Source organism: Ketobacter sp. MCCC 1A13808, from assembly GCF_009746715.1.
Lineage (GTDB): Bacteria > Pseudomonadota > Gammaproteobacteria > Pseudomonadales > Ketobacteraceae > Ketobacter.
Map to the genome: position 1 here is coordinate 195877 of NZ_VRKW01000008.1, position 15924 is coordinate 211800.

Genomic DNA, 15924 nt, shown 5'->3' on the forward strand with positions numbered 1-15924 from the left:
TGGATTCCTTATCGCTTGGTTTTAAGCTGCGACTAATTCGCGATGCACCCGACTCAAAACCCGGGGCAATTCTTCTACTTGTGTTATACGGGTGGAGCGACGTGGGCCGAATACATCCGGTAGTGGGTCCACATCGGTTTGACCCACCCCGATATAAAAAAGACAAACTCCGGCATTTTCAGCTTCCTCTACTGCGTGAGCGGAATCTGCCCAGGCATAGCGACCCTCGTAGCCTTCATCCGAAATCAAGCCATCGCCGATGATAATTAACAGACGGCGCTCAGTCGGTTGCGCCAGTAGTCGGCTAGTCAGATGGCGCAGCGGAGCGCCTAATCGGGTATAGCCGCCAGGTGCCAATTTCAATTCGCTCGGGGCAACAGAGTGGGGATCGATAAAATCTTTCAGACAGGTAACGTCTACCCTGTGACGGGTTTTACCGCCGAAAATAAAGAGTCCATGTCGCTCTTTGGCCAGCGCCATAGCCTGGCAAAGCGCGTCGGCACAGGCCAGTTCAAGTTTGAATATGTCACCCAGTCCGGCACCCATGGATGCACTGCCATCCAGTAAAACGGCCGTGGTAACGTCTCTGAAAGTCGGTTGTAAATCTCGAAATACCCTGGCTTCCGACGATATCCCTGTCAGGCCGTTTACGTGATGCTCGATATACTGATCAATATCGAGATCCGAGCCGTCTTCCAGACGATTTCTCATAACCCGGTGAGTACGTTGTTCGAACCAACGCTTCAGATCACCTGACACCGGGCGCGCACTGCGCTTACTATTCGGCACCTTACGCTCAAGTACGGCCACGTGATTGGGTAGAAAGCGCTGGGTCCACATATTCCATTCCGGGTAGGGGATACCGGCTCGCTGTTCCGGGCTGATTTCAATATCGTCTTCCTCTGGCCGACTTGCGGAAGGCAAGCGGGAAGTTTTGATATTGCTTTCTCCACCAGCAGGTATGGATTCATAACCTGGAGAAATATAACGTTTGCGCGTCGACCAAGGTGCGCGAGCCTGAGCTCGCCGCAAGGCAGCCATAATGCCTTTCTCAGGCGTCAGCCCGATCGGTGGTTGACCCAGAATCGGATGAAACTCCAGATCTTCCCCGGACGCCGCCAGGGACATCGCTTGATCCATGATGGATTCGCCGTCCAGCTCTTCATCCAGCATTTCCAATGCTGGCAAAAAACGACGAATTTCCGGGACCAGTCCCGGCCACCGTGAGTCTATCCAACCTAAGGCGACACCGCCCTCCACAATAGATAATGCAACGGACTGCCGCGCAGATAACGCTCCCAGCGTGAAGCCGGCGATACTTTCCTTCGACGGAGCTAATTGCAGAGCGATGCCGCTGGTCCAGGTACGCAACGACCAGCCCGGACTCATCGCAGGGTAGGGGATATTGACGGTGGTGCGACGGGAATTCATGCCAAACCCCCGACGCTCACCGGACATCAGCTGAACACGACCACAGCGCCCGTCGGATAAGGCAGAGGCGACAATGGTACAACTTCGTTCAATGTGAGTAGCTTGTGCAGCACCGGTGGACATAATCAAAAGGTTCCCAGAGAGCTCATTAGCCAATACCAAAACCAGATCACCATTCCGATAAGGCCGAATGCACCGCCCAGACGAACACATTCAGTCCAGATTAATTCCCACATTTTCAAACCTCCTTAATGACTTAGAACTTACGAGAAAATAAAAGACAACATTGCTGTCGATCTCACACTAATCATTTTTCTACTTTCCCGCAAGTTAATTTTCTACTTGCGCGAAAGTAAATTGCATGCGACGATGGATTTCAATACTAAGTATCAATGCCAATGTTGGCTTTCTATAAGGGCTTTATCACTGATCATGAACGACAGCAAAGACGGACCCATTAGTAAAAAAGCAGGACGTACGCGGGCATCCATCCTGGCAGCTGCCGAAAATTTATTTTCCACTCACGGCTTCGCCTCCACCCGTCTGGAAGACGTGGCAGACGAGCTTGGCCTAACAAGGGCGGCGTTGTTTTATTACTTTCGCGATAAGCAAACACTTTATGACGCGATGATTGCACACACGTTCGGACCTCTCGCCAGGCAGCTGGAGGATTTGCTGGCGGATGACGGGCCAGTATCAGAACGCATAGAGGCTGCTACTACGGCCTGGGTAGACGAAATCGTTTCTCGCCCGGCGCGCGCACGCCTCATCCTGCGAATCGTGGCCGACGGAGTAGATCAACCAATACAACGTATCTTTTTTGATAACGATCAAATCCCGCTGAAATTCTGGGATTTAGTGGAACAGGGGCGCAAAAGCGGAGAACTTGAGCCGTTGCACGATGATCCGTTCCACGCTGCAAGTGCCATCATCGGAACCACTGTGTTTTACGTCGCGGCCCTCGCTTCGCTGATGCCAAAAGGGCAGTTCGAACCCTTGGATCCGAAACAAACCGAAGCCCATAAGCGGGAAGCGATCGATACCACACGACGCTTGCTGGGCATCAAACCCCCGAAGACATAAAAACAAAAACAACAATCTGGCAATAGGAGTACTTATTTATGTCGACTCGATTAAACAACCCAAAGGGCTCGTCCGCGCCGATAATTTGGGGCGGAGTTTGTCTTGCGGTTCTGGGGTTAGCGCCTTTTCTATTCCAGACCGGTGCCAATTCACCACGCATCGCCAACCCGGACGTAACCGGTGTACCAAGACCAGTCGAATTCCTGGGGGGGGATTGGGTAACGGTCGCCAACTACGGCACTCTGTTTGCGATGGTTATCGTGGTATTGATGTGCGTGGTTGCCTGGCGTCGCAATCCCGGCAGTCCGCTGGTATTAATGGCCATGGCATCAACCGCTATCGTCTGGCAAGACCCGATTATGAACTGGTCACCCTATGCGGTGTATAACCCGCAGTTGTGGCATTTTCCGGAGGACTGGTTTTATGTCAGCCTCTCACCCTCGGTGGAACCCTTTATCGTCATCGGCTACGCGATGTTTTATTTCGGCCCCTATTTTCCTGCGATATGGCTATTAAAACGCATGCAAGCGAAACGTCCGATGGACGCTTTTGTGTGGCGTAGGCCGTTAGTGAGTCTGGCCTTATTGATTCTAGTAATCGGTTTTATATGCGACGCAATTCTGGAAGTCACACTGGTTCGCACCGGCTTATACATTTACTCGCAAGTCATTCCATGGGGGTCTCTGTTCCCCGGTACGACATTCCAGTTTCCGTTGATCTGGGAATCCACTTTTGTCACCTTTGTCATGATTCCGGCGGGCGTGCTGTGTTACCGCGATGACACAGGGAGAACAGTTGCAGAGAAATTAACGCAACGACTTCGTTTCCTTCAATCAAAACCGTCCCTTGCTACGTTTCTGTTGATGTTCGGTATTCTCAATATTTCTTATTTTATGTATGGCACTGCCTTCGGCATCATTCGGGCAACGGGAATCGCAACCTCAGTGGCTTGCCCATACCCTTATCCAGAAATGAAAACCTATGATCCACAGGGATACTTTGAGCGCGAAGGGCAGGCTGGACCCTTTTACGGGGGTTACTGGAATACATGGATGACCGCTCAACCGGAGGGGCGCCCGAAGGTTAATCCATTGGTCGAAAACCCCAGTTGCCTGCCCGGAGGCGAATGATGGCTGCTTCGCTAGACCATATGGCGATGTTGGCTTCAGCATTGTCCGGCCGGGATATCAAAATAGCGAACACCGACCCTGGCAGTCCAGCCTGGACCGACGGCAACGTCATTTACGTGGACGCCGATGCCGATATTCGTAGCCAGCTCCAGCAGCTCTGTGTACAAAGCAGTTTGCTTGCAGCGGGCAGCCTGGACCGGGAGTTTATTCGCCGTCTGGCACGGCGGCCCAAGGTAGCAAATCGTTACCTGGCAATCGAAGGCGCACGGGCGATGAGCACGCTGTCCGATATTCTACCATCATCAATAAAGCTACTTATTAACGAGTCCAGCTCCCCCCGTTCGACCTCGTCGGCGGCATCACTTGAACTTGCTTTAAGTAAAGCAGACATAGCCGACCCCCCTCTGGCGTTCGGGGTGATCCGCGCCAATAAGTTAATTGCAGCAGAAAAACACGCCGGCGGCGCCGCTGGGGAAGGCCGCCATATTCCCCGCAAGCAGGAGGAAAAAGCGTTAACCGAACTGCCGGACGATGCCAATGAGGACGAAGAAGACACCGAGGACTTTGCCTCTAGCCCGGTCGGTGGTGGCGGTGGCCTCGGCAAGATGCTGCAAAAGATGTTTCAGATGGTTCGACAAGTAAAGGGCGGCGGCACGCCTGGTGCCGACGCTGCCACACATTGGTCCCGCTCCGGTTCCCGCGCCGGAGTCCGCGCGTTAAGCTCGGATGCCGAGGCGGGCACGGTTGAAGATGCATTCGGTAAAGGCAAAGGGTTTCTGTATCCGGAGTGGAATGTTCACTCTCAGGCCTATCGTGACGATTGGTGCACAGTATTGGAAGTGGACGCTCCAACGAAAAACCAAGCTTCAGTTGAATGGTTAAAAGGCGTTAGTCTACGTCGACCACTGTCCCAGCTAGGCATGGAGCCGGATCGGTTCCGGCGCCGTGCCCAAGGTGATGATATTGATGTGGACGCAGCAATAGAATCCCAAATTGAACTGATCGCCGGTACCGTCCCGGATGAATTCATTTATATAGAAAGCCAACGCCTGCGCCGCGATTTGTCCGTGATGATACTGCTCGACATATCGGGTTCTGTCTCACAAGTATCGCAATCCGGTATGTCCGTCCACGAACAGCAGCGTGGCGTTGCTGCCGAGCTGGCAACCGTGTTGTACGAAATCGGCGACCGAGTTGCACTTTATGCCTTCCACTCCCAGGGCCGCACCGCTGTCAACATGGTTCCGGTTAAACGCTTCGACGATAACCTGGATAGCCTGTTTATGACGCGGCTCAACAGCCTGATTCCCGGTGCGTATTCCAGACTCGGCGCCGCCATTCGTCACGGCACCAAAGTCATAACGGAGCAGGGTGGCACATCGAGAAGACTGCTTGTTGTGTTGTCCGATGGACTGGCTTACGACCATGGCTATGAACCCGCATATGGCGCCGCTGATGCGCGTCGTGCGTTGAGTGATGCAAGACGTGATGGTATCGGCTGCCTTTGTCTGAGTCTGGGAGCCAATACGGACGCAGAAGCGTTACGCCGAGTGTTCGGCAGTGCCGCTTTTGCCACTATTCCGAAAACTGAACAGCTCGGACGCATGATAGGCCCTCTATTCCGCTCGGCATTAAAAGCCGCTGAAGTTCAACGTCGGGTGGCTTAATCAAATTCTTAGAACAATTCAGATAATAAGAGTATTTACTTATGGATACCGCTACTAATCAAAAACACGATTCACAACCTTATTATGTCGCCGTCAACGATGAGGAAAAAATTTTTACAGCGGCGTTTAACCAAGGCCTTTCAATACTACTAAAGGGTCCAACCGGATGTGGTAAAACGCGATTTGTAGAAGCCATGGCGCATAAACTTCGCAGGCCTCTCGTCACGGTTTCCTGTCATGATGATCTGACAACCGCTGATTTGGTGGGGCGCTTTCTTTTGAACGGTGGCAAAACCGAATGGGTAGACGGGCCGCTAACCAAAGCGGTGCGAGAAGGGGCAATATGTTATCTGGACGAAGTGGTGGAAGCCAGAAAAGACACCACGGTTGTACTCCATCCGCTGGCTGATTACCGACGCCAGCTGCCTTTGGAGCGGCTCGGCATAACCCTGGATGCCGCTCCCGGATTTTGCCTTGTTGTGTCCTATAACCCGGGCTATCAAAGTGTACTTAAAGATTTAAAAGACTCCACCCGCCAACGCATGGTTGCGATTGAATTTGATTTTCCGGCACCCGAGGTTGAAGAACGTATTCTAGCCGTGGAGGCTGGTATTAGTGCAGCGGATGCAGCCAAACTGGTGCGCTTCGCACAAGCAATTCGGCGCCTTGAAAACGCAGGTTTACGTGAAGTGGCTTCGACCCGGGTGCTGATTGCAGCCGGACTCTTGATGCGGGAAGGACTGAGCGCGGCAGTAGCGGCTAAAACCGCCATCGCCGGGCCTTTGTCCGATGACGCACAAGTAACGAAGGGCTTAATCAAAATGATCGAAGTTTATCTGAACGATTAGTAGAGACCATTAAAACCAATCATAAAAAAAGAGGACACAACATTGGGTGCAGTTATCATGATAGGAACTCTATCCGGCTTAATCATTCTTATTTTTGCAATAGTGCTGCGGTTCGATCCGGAAGCCCGCGGTCAAACGGGCGAGAGCTATAAACCCGTAAAGAGACAGGGGAATGATCATGACTGAATTGACGCCGGTTCTGAAAGCCGCCATTAATTTCGCGTATATCGGTGGCGCATTGTTTGTCGCTATCGGCATATTTCTAAGCATACGCCGCGGTCGCCTGCATCCGCTGTTATTAGTCTGTATTTCAGCGATCTCGTTTTCCTGGATTGAAGCGCCTTACGACTGGGCCGTGTATGCACAATTTCCACCAGCAATCCCGCGCATGCCTGAATGGTGGCCGCTGAATATGACGTGGGGCGGATTGCCGGCAGCGGTGCCCCCCGGCTACATCGCTTATTTCGTGTTGCCCGCCATCATCGGCGCAACACTCGGCCGCTGGGTCAACGCGAAATACCAATGGCGTGCTCCTATTACATTACTGGTTGTCGGTTTTTTCGTGGGCTTTACCTGGGCGTTTATGTTCAATGCATTGCTCGGCGCGCAGCTCGGTGTCTTTTATTACGGCCGGGTTATCGAAGGGCTTGCGCTGTGGGAAGGAACCAAGAACCAATACCCGATCTATGACGCAGTCGCCATGGGTGTACAAATGATGGTATTCACTTATCTTTTGGGCCGCACCGACGCCGTCGGTCGCACCCTTATTGATGTCTGGGCCGATGCAAAATCTGACAGCCGCGTACGTTCGTCGCTCCTGTCGGTTGGCGCATTTATCGTTATCGGTCATGTGGTGTACCTATCAGTGTTTGCTCCGCATCTGGTTACCAAAGTTATGCATCTGCAAACGGTGGGACCAACCGAGCAGCTGTTCGAAGGGATACCGAACCAACCACTGTAAAAAAACAACAATAAAGAGACTTAATATGATTAGTGTCCGCGAACCAGGCATAAGATTGCCAATTTCGACCAGAGGAATCTATTTTACTTTTCCGCTTTTATTGACTGCCTTTTCGATGCCGGCACAGGCTTCCTTTACCGACAGTATCACCATAGGCAGCCCTAAAGCGTTAGCTCTGGGGCACGCGGTTACAGCCGATCCGCCGGACATCGATTCTGTGCATTTCAACCCGGCCGGTCTGGCGAGAATTAAGGGAAGAAGGGGGTATATCAAAGGCATCGTCGGCCTGTTCTCTACCGAAATGGAATTGGGCGAGCATGGCGAGTATATGAATGGGGTTCTGGAGCGTTATCGCGAACAATATAGGGAGTTTGAAAATCCAGATGGCACCCTAACCTATGGACATAGTCCATGGGAAGAGTATTCCAGAAACGACCTCATTAACACCAAGGGTAAATCAGAGGGAGGACCTACCGTCATGTTGCCCGGCGGTATGGTGGATCTCCCAATCGGGGCTGGAGCTGCCGGAGGTGCATCCTATAATCCCCCCGGCAGCAAGTTCACATTCGGTACCAATGTCTATGCTCCACTGATGAACGGTATGCACGTTGCCTCGGATTCTCCCGCCCGCTTTGCTCAGGAACGAGCGACTTTCACATTAATAACCTATTTTTCTCCTACTATCGCCTACGAAGTGTCAGACACCTTTTCTGTCGGGCTTTCTGTTAATTTCAGTTATTCCGGCATGGGGTTGGAATTACCCATCCGCGAACCCCATGAGGCGATCTTCTTTCTAGGGTCTCCTTTTATTCAAGGCACGTTCTGTAACCCCGATGGCACCCCGAAAGCGCCAGATCAACCCGACAATGACCTGGGCCTGACAGTCGACGTGTGCGGTACTGAAGTGCCGCCATTCACGACCTTTGGCAAGCTCTCGTTCGAGGTAGATCAAAATATTGTTATGGGTTACAACATGGGCATGCTATGGGAACCCACACCCTGGTTGACTCTGGGGCTATCCTATAACTCCAAAATTAATGTCGATATGGATGGTAGTTTTGAATTCCCGATTTACGATCCATTTAAAACCTTTCTTTACAACTTCCACAGTAGCGATGTTCTGGCGTTAGCGGGTGGAGCACTCGGCACTTTAGATCTTCCATTACCCACCCCTGAAGAGATTGCGAACGCCTCTCAAGGTTCCCTTAACGTTCAATATGAAATTCCCCAGCGCTGGAATGCTGGGCTCAGCCTTCAGGTAACGCCCAGATGGAAATGGAATTTTGATGTCAGATGGACGGAGTGGTCCGCCTTCAGCAAGCTTAACCTTAAATTTGGAGTCGATGTTGCTTTGCTAAAATGGGGCTCCATTGCCGATTTGGTTGGAACCGGAAGCAGCAACGGCATTTCCCCTGACTCGGTCGATTATCAGATTAGCTTACGCGATGTGGCTTATTGGGGCACGGGATTCGAATACAAGCTCAGTGATACGCTGGTTTTACGGGCAGGCTATGAAGATCGCCCCTCGGCGGTATCAGAAGATGCGCCAAGCGCACTGATTCCTTTGAACGACGCGACCTTGCTATCTGTTGGATTTGGAATGGATCTGAAAAGTGGTAGCCATATCGATTTTGCAGTGGGACATATGAAATCAGAAACCGATTTTCCTGCCTGCTCAGCGCAATTGGGTAACGGGTGTAATCCAAACAACGTGGTTTACCCATCCTATGCTGGCCAGGATATTAGAACAACCGTTGAAGTTCTGGTCGTTGAACTTGGCTATCAATGGGAATTTTAATTCAAACCAACATCACCGAATCATGGAAAGATAAGAAAAAATAACTGAATCGGGGTCGAATGAAAATGAGTGAAAAGAACCTTGCACCAGCTATAACAGACTCGCAAAGACCCAGCCTGCTGAAAATGGCAATGCAAATCAACAAAATGGGGTTGCTGCAGTTTTTTATGCATCAATGGCGCGAACAGGGGGATATTGCACAATTGCGCATGGGTCGACAGGAATTATCGTTGATCGTGCACCCCGAACACGCCCGGAGAGTGTTGCTTACCGAACGACAGCATTACGACAAGCTGGATACATGGGAAACTACGCGTCAGCTGCTATTAGGCGATGGCCTGATAGCGGCTAACGGGGCTCAATGGAAACGACAACGACGTTTGATGTCCGGCTTTTTCACTGCCAAAAGCATCGAGCATTTTTACCCGCTCATGGTCGATGCTGCGGAAGCTGTCTCCAAACGCTGGGAGGCGGTAGCACGCAGTGGCGAGATGGTGGATGTGCTCGCTGAAATGACGCAAATCACAGCCTGGATTATTTTACGATCCATGTTCGGCACGGAAATCGATGAACAGCGACTGCATGACTTGGCAGGCGATGTTGAAACCCTGATTAAATTCGGCAATCGTCGTGAAATGCTGCCTGTGAAAGCCCCTTTATGGGCACCTTTGCCCAGTCATGTTCAACACCGGAAAGCGACAACTCGTGTCCATTCGTTTATTAGGGAAGTTATTTCCCGACGCCGCAACGAGCCGGAATCAAGCTGGCCTGAAGATCTATTGAGTAAGCTCATGTCCGCGCGGGATGAAGAGACGGGTGATTCCATGGCGGATATCCTGGTTCGTGATGAGTGTCTCGGAATTTTTGTTGCCGGCCACGAAACAACCGCAAGAACATTGGCTTTTCTATGGTATATGCTGGATCAGAACCCCCAGGTTGCCGAGCGGCTGCAGTCCGAGCTGGACGGGGTATTTTCACGTGACCAGGTTCCCGCATTGGAGGATTTGAGGCGACTTCCGTATTTGATTCAGGTCATCAAAGAGGTGCTGCGCTTATATCCACCCGCACCGGCGTTCCCGCGCGACGCCATTACACCTCAAAATATGGATGGAGCGCTCCTCTCGCCAGGCACTTATTTATTGGTCTTTCCCTATGCCACCCACCGGCATCCGGACTTTTGGGAAGACCCTGAAAGTTTTGATCCGGATCGATTTCTTCCCGAACGGGAAACTCAGATTCACCCGTTTGCTTATTACCCCTTTGGCGGCGGTAACCGTGTGTGTATCGGAAATAACTTCGCTATGCAGGAAATGAGTATATTGACCGCATTGCTTGCCCGTAAATTCAGTGCGCGCATGAAACCCGGTCACGTTCCGAAGATCGACATGCAAGGCACACTGATGATGTCCAATGGTCTGCCAATGTCCCTGAGCGCACGCACCTAAACCCTTCACGAAGAAACGATATTGAATGAATTTTTCCAGAAAGCTACACCGAACCTTTATCGGATTCCTGTTTTTTATCAGCGTCGTTCTGGTTTGGTTTGGCGTTGAACTTATTGTCCTCGGAGGTTCAGTCTACTATTTTTTTGCCGGACTGGTCACGGCCGCAGTTGCTTACTTAAGTACAAAAAAATCAAAGACCGTTTATCCCCTATTTGCCGCATTTTATTTGATTACTCTGATATGGGCTTTCTGGGAATCAGGATTCAATGGTTGGGCGTTGGCGCCGCGTTTAGCCATGTTTTCAGTCATCGGTCTATGGCTGCTGTCACCCGGCTATCGAAACAATATGGGGTTGTCACCCGGATTTCACGGCAGCAAAGTGGTTTGGTCTGCAGTACCGACTTTAATAATCGTTTCGGTACTCATATTATTTTACAACGACCGAATTCCTCATCCGCCAAACGGCGATATTGTCTATACGCCCCCGATTAACACTGCTCAGGGGGAATGGCCTTTCTATGGTAATAGTCAGGGAGGTACACGACATTCACCCTTGACCCAGATCACCCCCGCCAATGTGGGTCTACTTGAACCGGTCTGGACCTATCACGCAGGCACTTCCGGTTATGAACCAGAAAGCATGTTCAAAGGCATTCTCACAATCGAAGCCACCCCACTGAAGATAGGCGAACGCTTATATCTGTGTACGGGCTACAACGATGTCATTGCCTTGAATGCAGAAACGGGGCAGGAAGTCTGGCGTCACCGTCCCAAGATCGACGATCACAACGTTACCACTAAGACCTGTCGCGGCGTCGCACATTATCGCGTACCGGATGCGACGGGCCTCTGTTCGCAACGGATCTACACTGCGACTCTGGATGCACGGTTGCTGGCGTTGGATGCCGACACCGGCAAGCCATGCCCTGATTTTGGTGCAGATGGACAAGTGAATTTGCTAGAGGGAATGGGAGATGTGGTTAAGGGCTATTACTACGTCACCTCACCACCGGCTGTAATCAGGGGCAAGCTTGTTTTGGGTGGCTGGGTAATGGATGGACAGCATACCGGTGAACCTTCCGGCGTGATCCGTGCTTTCGATGCTATAAGTGGCCAATTCGTCTGGGCGTTTGATATTGGTCGACCTGATTTTCACGGGTTGCCGGAGGCGGGTGAATCTTTTACCCGCGGCACACCGAATAGTTGGGGCGTCATGAGTGCAGATGAAGAATTGGGATTAATTTATGCCCCCACTGGAAATGCGACACCGGATTATTTTGGTGGCCATCGAACTGCAAACGATGAGAAATATTCCAGCGCCGTCATTGCCTTGAATGCCGAAACCGGTGAAGACGTGTGGACTTTTCAAACCACCCACCACGACCTGTGGGATTACGACGTCGCTTCACAACCGGTATTGATCGATTTGCCTGATGGTAAAAAAGGTTTATTGCAACCGACCAAACGAGGTGAAATCTTTTTTCTAGACCGCACCACGGGAGAACCCATTACCAAAGTTGAGGAGCTGCCCGTACCACAGGGTGCGGTAGAAGGGGATTGGGTTTCCCCTACGCAACCATTTTCAACGGGCATGCCTTCGTTTAAAGGCCCGCGACCAACTGAAAAAACGATGTGGGGCTTAACCCCGCTCGATCAAGCTTATTGTCGTGTGAAATTTCTTAAAGCCCGTTTCGAAGGAACCCTCACTCCGGTGGGTACAGACCGCCCAACGTTAACCTGGCCCGGCTATATCGGTGGGGTCAATTGGGGCAGCGTGTCTATCGACCCTGAGCGGCTACTGATGATGGTGAATACCAATCACGTACTCATGTACAACCAACTCATTCCGCGCCAGCAAGCGGATGCTGACGGTATTCATCCGGTAACCGCAGAAGGGGGTAAGAGTGTGGGCATTTATGCTGCCCAAGCCGGCACCCCTTACGCTGCCGAGTCGCAGCCTTTTCTATCGTTTCTGGCAGCGCCATGCCAACAGCCACCCTACGGCCTTATCAGTGCAGTGGACCTAAACACGCAAACATTGTTGTGGCAAAAGCCATTCGGCACGGCCCGCGATAGCGGCCCGGTGTTGTTGCGCTCTCAACTGCCTATTCCGATGGGCGTTCCGAATCTGGGGGGCTCCATCACTACCGCCACGGGTTTAACGTTTATTGGTGCCACACAGGAGCGGATGTTTCGCGCGATTGACAGCATGACCGGGCAAGAACTGTGGAAAGCTCGACTACCTGCTGGCGGCCACGCCACACCCACTACCTATTGGTCAGAACAATCAAACCGGCAATTTGTTGTTATTTCCGCTGGTGGCCATGGGGCGATGCTATCAGGACGCAGTGATGCCATCATGGCGTTCGCACTGCCGCAAAAACAATAGTTAAAAAGGAACACTTCGACAATGAAAAGTGTCTTTATCAGCGGTGCAGCAACCGGTATCGGAGACGGGCTTGTCAGCAAACTTTCACAAGAAGGATGGCGGGTTTTTGCCGGATATCGCCGCTCTCCACCGGAACGGGCATCCTGGTTTAATCATCCCGCAGTGACGCCCATTCAGTGCGACATCACCGACCCCGCTGCGGTAAAATCGGCAGCAGAGCAGGTCGCAGCTATCACTGGCAACAAACTGGATTTACTGATCAACAATGCGGGCTTTTTTGGAAGCGGAGGCGTCGTTGAGTGTCCGGATATGGAGGAATACCGAAAAGTATTTGAGATTAATTTTTTCGGCGTGCTTAACGTATTGCGCGCCTTTATGCCGCTGATCCGAAACGGGCAGGGGCCCGGGAGCGGGAAAGGTCGAGTCATCAATGTCGCTTCATCTTCCACCTATATGATCTATCCTATGGCGTCCGCCTATACCGTTTCCAAGCAAGCGCTAAAAACGGCGACAATGCACCTGCGGCTGGAAATGAAAGCGTTTGGGGTCGAGGTCACCACGCTCGACCCAGGTGCCGTCGATACGCCAATGTCGAGCGATCATGAAAAAAATTCAGCCATGCAATGGAGCGCGATACCAGAAACGCTGCGGGCTCAATACAAAAAGCTGTTTATTGATACTGAAACAATGATGCAGAACAGCTTCGCCCTTTATACTCCGGATCGCTTTGCCGATGATGTTTATTGCAAAATAATCTGCAGCAAACGATTCAAACCCGTTTACGTACTGGGCCCGGGGGTCGCCGCCATGCCCTGGATGCATCGGCTACTGCCCCTTCAACAAGTGGAAAACATTTGGGGAAAAGTGTTCCGCGCGAAATAAATAATTCTGTATATTGAATTTTACACAGCCGTCACAGGCAGCAATACGCAAACAATAAATAACAACCCATTTTTTCGTCTCCTTTCCTGTCAAATTATCGTAGTATCTAGCTCCTTATACGGAAATTAATACAACACCAGTTAATGACAGGAGCCCGAATGGAGTTACCAGGAAAAGTAGCGGTTGTCACCGGTGCAGGCAATGGTATTGGACAGCAAATTGCTCTGACGCTGCTGAGCAAGGGCGCTTCGGTAGCCGCTGTGGACATCAATACAGAAGCACTAGGTGAAACAGAAAAGCAAGCGGGTACAACTGTCGGTAAACTGTCATTGCATCAAACGGATATTTCGGACAGGACCGCGGTTTCGCAGCTGACCGCTGAAGTTATTCGAGAGCATGGCGCAGTCGATATCGTCATCAACAATGCAGGAATAGTACATTCCTTCGAAACTGTGAATACATTAGATTACGCAACGATAGAGCGGGTTATGAACATTAACTTCTATGGCGTAATCAATATGACCAAAGAATTTCTGCCGCTTTTGCTCGAACGGCCGGTTGCACACGTGGTGAATGTATCGAGCATGGGTGGCCTTTTTGCTTTTCCCACTCAAACCATTTACGGCGCCAGCAAGGCGGCAATCAAATTACTGAGTGAAGGCTTGTACGCGGAATTAAGGGGTACCAATGTCGGGGTTTCGGTGATTTTTCCAGGCGCCATTTCCACCAACATCACCCTTAATAGTGGCGCCCACACCGCCAAACTGGATAAATTTAAGAACATTCATCAGAAGGGAACCTCTGCAAAAACGGCTGCGAAAGGCATTGTCAGAGCCATTGAAAAGAATAAGTTCCGGGTTCACATTGGAATCGATTCCAAAATGCTGAGCTTTTTGTATCGTTGCTTTCCACAATCAACGGTATTACTGCTCAACAAACTCATTCAAATGGCGATGAAATAAACTTAAGGCGTGTGCAGCGGCTGCTTTACGAACAGGTACATTGACACAGCAGCACCCACTGCTTCGAATCCCATGGCACCATAGGTGTACTCAGAGCCACTGGAATCCAATAAAAAACCCACCACTCGCGCAATGGCCAGCCCACTAAAAACAAAGGCCACAGCGCCAAGGGCCGGGCGGACTAAGCTGCTGGCAAAGACAGCCATTAAACACATCACGCCCATAGCGGATTGAACGCCGCCGTACATGGAACGAATTTCTGTCATTGCAGTTGCAGACGTCATCTCAAGGCCACTGAACCCAGTAGGCAATCCCGGATTGACTATACAGGCAATACCATAGGGCAACCACATAATCACATTCAGAATCAGGAAGGCTTTTGTCAACTTCATAGGTTATCTATTGGGATTCGCTGGATTAGTATTAGTACCGTAAAGTATCATAATAAACTTAACCAGAAAAGCGAATGGAACCAGGTGACCGGGAATGGCTTCGAAAAAGGTATCAATCATCACGGGTGGTGCGGGCGGCATGGGGCTGGCGACGGCACAGGTGATCGGCGCGCAACATCATCACCATATCGTTATCTGCGATATTAACCAACAAAAGCTGGACGCAGCGGTCGCCGATCTGACGCAAAAACACATCAGTTGTGAATCGGTACTGTGCGACATAACCAACCGCGACTCGGTGGAAACGCTGTTTGATACCGCCCTGAGCCGGGGCAGCTTAGCCTCGGTCATTCACACCGCCGGGGTGAGTCCGCAAATGGCCAATCCGGAGGTCATTATGCGTGTTAATGCTTTGGGGACAATCCATATAACCGAAACCGCCTTACGGCACGCAACCGAGGGGTTTGCACTGGTCAATGTCGCCTCGATGGCGGCCCATATGATGCCGGCGCTGCTGATTCCCAAACGGGCTTATGCTTTATCGTTCTCTGATGTGGATTCGTTCTTGAAAAAAACGGTCTTTCCCAGCCGTTTCATGCCCTCCAAGCTATACCGAAATGGTATGGCTTACGGCATCAGTAAAAATTTTGTGATCTGGTACAGTAAGAAAAATGCAGGCAAATTCGGTGAGAAGGGCGCCCGCATTGTATCCGTCTCGCCCGGTTCGTTCGATACCGAGATGGGTCGACTGGAAGAGAAAAGCGGATCCGCCGAAATGTTAAAAATGGCGGCACTAAAACGCTTTGGGCGATCGGAAGAAATCGCCGAATTACTGGCTTTTTGCGCAAGCGAAAAAGCCGGATACCTGACCGGTACCGACGTACTGTGTGACGGTGGGGTTATTGGCTCAAAAGCATAAAACCATTTTGTTTTAAC

The 15924-nt window shown here is 51.2% G+C and carries 13 protein-coding genes; 11 read left to right on the top strand and 2 right to left on the bottom strand.

Annotated features, from left to right (window positions below):
• Nucleotides 1–21: 21 nt before the first annotated feature.
• Nucleotides 22–1554, bottom strand: a complete 1533-nt coding sequence (locus FT643_RS15615; protein ID WP_156872346.1) for a nitric oxide reductase activation protein NorD — start codon at nt 1552–1554, stop codon at nt 22–24.
• Between the two features lie 309 nt (nt 1555–1863).
• Between FT643_RS15615 and FT643_RS15620 the strand changes: the two genes are divergently transcribed.
• From FT643_RS15620 to FT643_RS15665, 10 genes are all read left to right on the top strand, one after another.
• Nucleotides 1864–2514 carry a TetR/AcrR family transcriptional regulator gene (locus FT643_RS15620; RefSeq protein WP_198043597.1) on the top strand — a complete coding sequence of 217 codons (651 nt, stop codon included), beginning with the start codon at nt 1864–1866 and terminating at the stop codon, nt 2512–2514.
• Between the two features lie 38 nt (nt 2515–2552).
• Complete coding sequence (locus FT643_RS15625) at nt 2553–3644, top strand: spirocyclase AveC family protein (protein ID WP_156872348.1); 1092 nt, start codon at nt 2553–2555, stop codon at nt 3642–3644.
• Nucleotides 3644–5311 (top strand): nitric oxide reductase activation protein NorD, encoded by a 1668-nt coding sequence (locus FT643_RS15630; protein ID WP_198043598.1) that lies wholly within the window; start codon nt 3644–3646, stop codon nt 5309–5311. The genes FT643_RS15625 and FT643_RS15630 overlap by 1 nt, the downstream gene beginning before the upstream one ends.
• A gap of 41 nt (nt 5312–5352) precedes the next feature.
• A complete protein-coding gene (locus FT643_RS15635) occupies nt 5353–6159 on the top strand; it encodes a CbbQ/NirQ/NorQ/GpvN family protein (protein WP_156872349.1) in 807 nt (268 codons plus the stop codon).
• 178 nt (nt 6160–6337) lie between these two features.
• Nucleotides 6338–7120, top strand: a complete 783-nt coding sequence (locus FT643_RS15640; RefSeq protein WP_198043599.1) for a spirocyclase AveC family protein — start codon at nt 6338–6340, stop codon at nt 7118–7120.
• Between the two features lie 55 nt (nt 7121–7175).
• On the top strand, nt 7176–8918 hold the full coding sequence (locus tag FT643_RS15645) for an OmpP1/FadL family transporter (protein WP_198043600.1): 1743 nt from the start codon (nt 7176–7178) through the stop codon (nt 8916–8918).
• A gap of 65 nt (nt 8919–8983) precedes the next feature.
• The gene (locus FT643_RS15650; protein ID WP_198043601.1) at nt 8984–10363 is read left to right on the top strand and encodes a cytochrome P450; all 1380 of its coding nucleotides are present in this window, start codon (nt 8984–8986) and stop codon (nt 10361–10363) included.
• 25 nt (nt 10364–10388) lie between these two features.
• Nucleotides 10389–12752, top strand: coding sequence for a membrane-bound PQQ-dependent dehydrogenase, glucose/quinate/shikimate family (locus tag FT643_RS15655; protein ID WP_156872353.1), 2364 nt, complete (start codon nt 10389–10391; stop codon nt 12750–12752).
• 21 nt (nt 12753–12773) lie between these two features.
• Nucleotides 12774–13634, top strand: a complete 861-nt coding sequence (locus FT643_RS15660; protein ID WP_156872354.1) for an SDR family NAD(P)-dependent oxidoreductase — start codon at nt 12774–12776, stop codon at nt 13632–13634.
• A 158-nt stretch (nt 13635–13792) separates the two neighbouring features.
• Complete coding sequence (locus tag FT643_RS15665; protein ID WP_198043602.1) at nt 13793–14596, top strand: SDR family NAD(P)-dependent oxidoreductase; 804 nt, start codon at nt 13793–13795, stop codon at nt 14594–14596.
• 2 nt (nt 14597–14598) lie between these two features.
• Here the strand turns inward: FT643_RS15665 and FT643_RS15670 are convergent, their stop codons facing one another.
• A complete protein-coding gene (locus FT643_RS15670) occupies nt 14599–14988 on the bottom strand; it encodes a DUF4345 domain-containing protein (protein ID WP_156872356.1) in 390 nt (129 codons plus the stop codon).
• A gap of 94 nt (nt 14989–15082) precedes the next feature.
• Between FT643_RS15670 and FT643_RS15675 the strand changes: the two genes are divergently transcribed.
• A complete protein-coding gene (locus FT643_RS15675; RefSeq protein ID WP_156872357.1) occupies nt 15083–15907 on the top strand; it encodes an SDR family oxidoreductase in 825 nt (274 codons plus the stop codon).
• Nucleotides 15908–15924 lie beyond the last annotated feature (17 nt).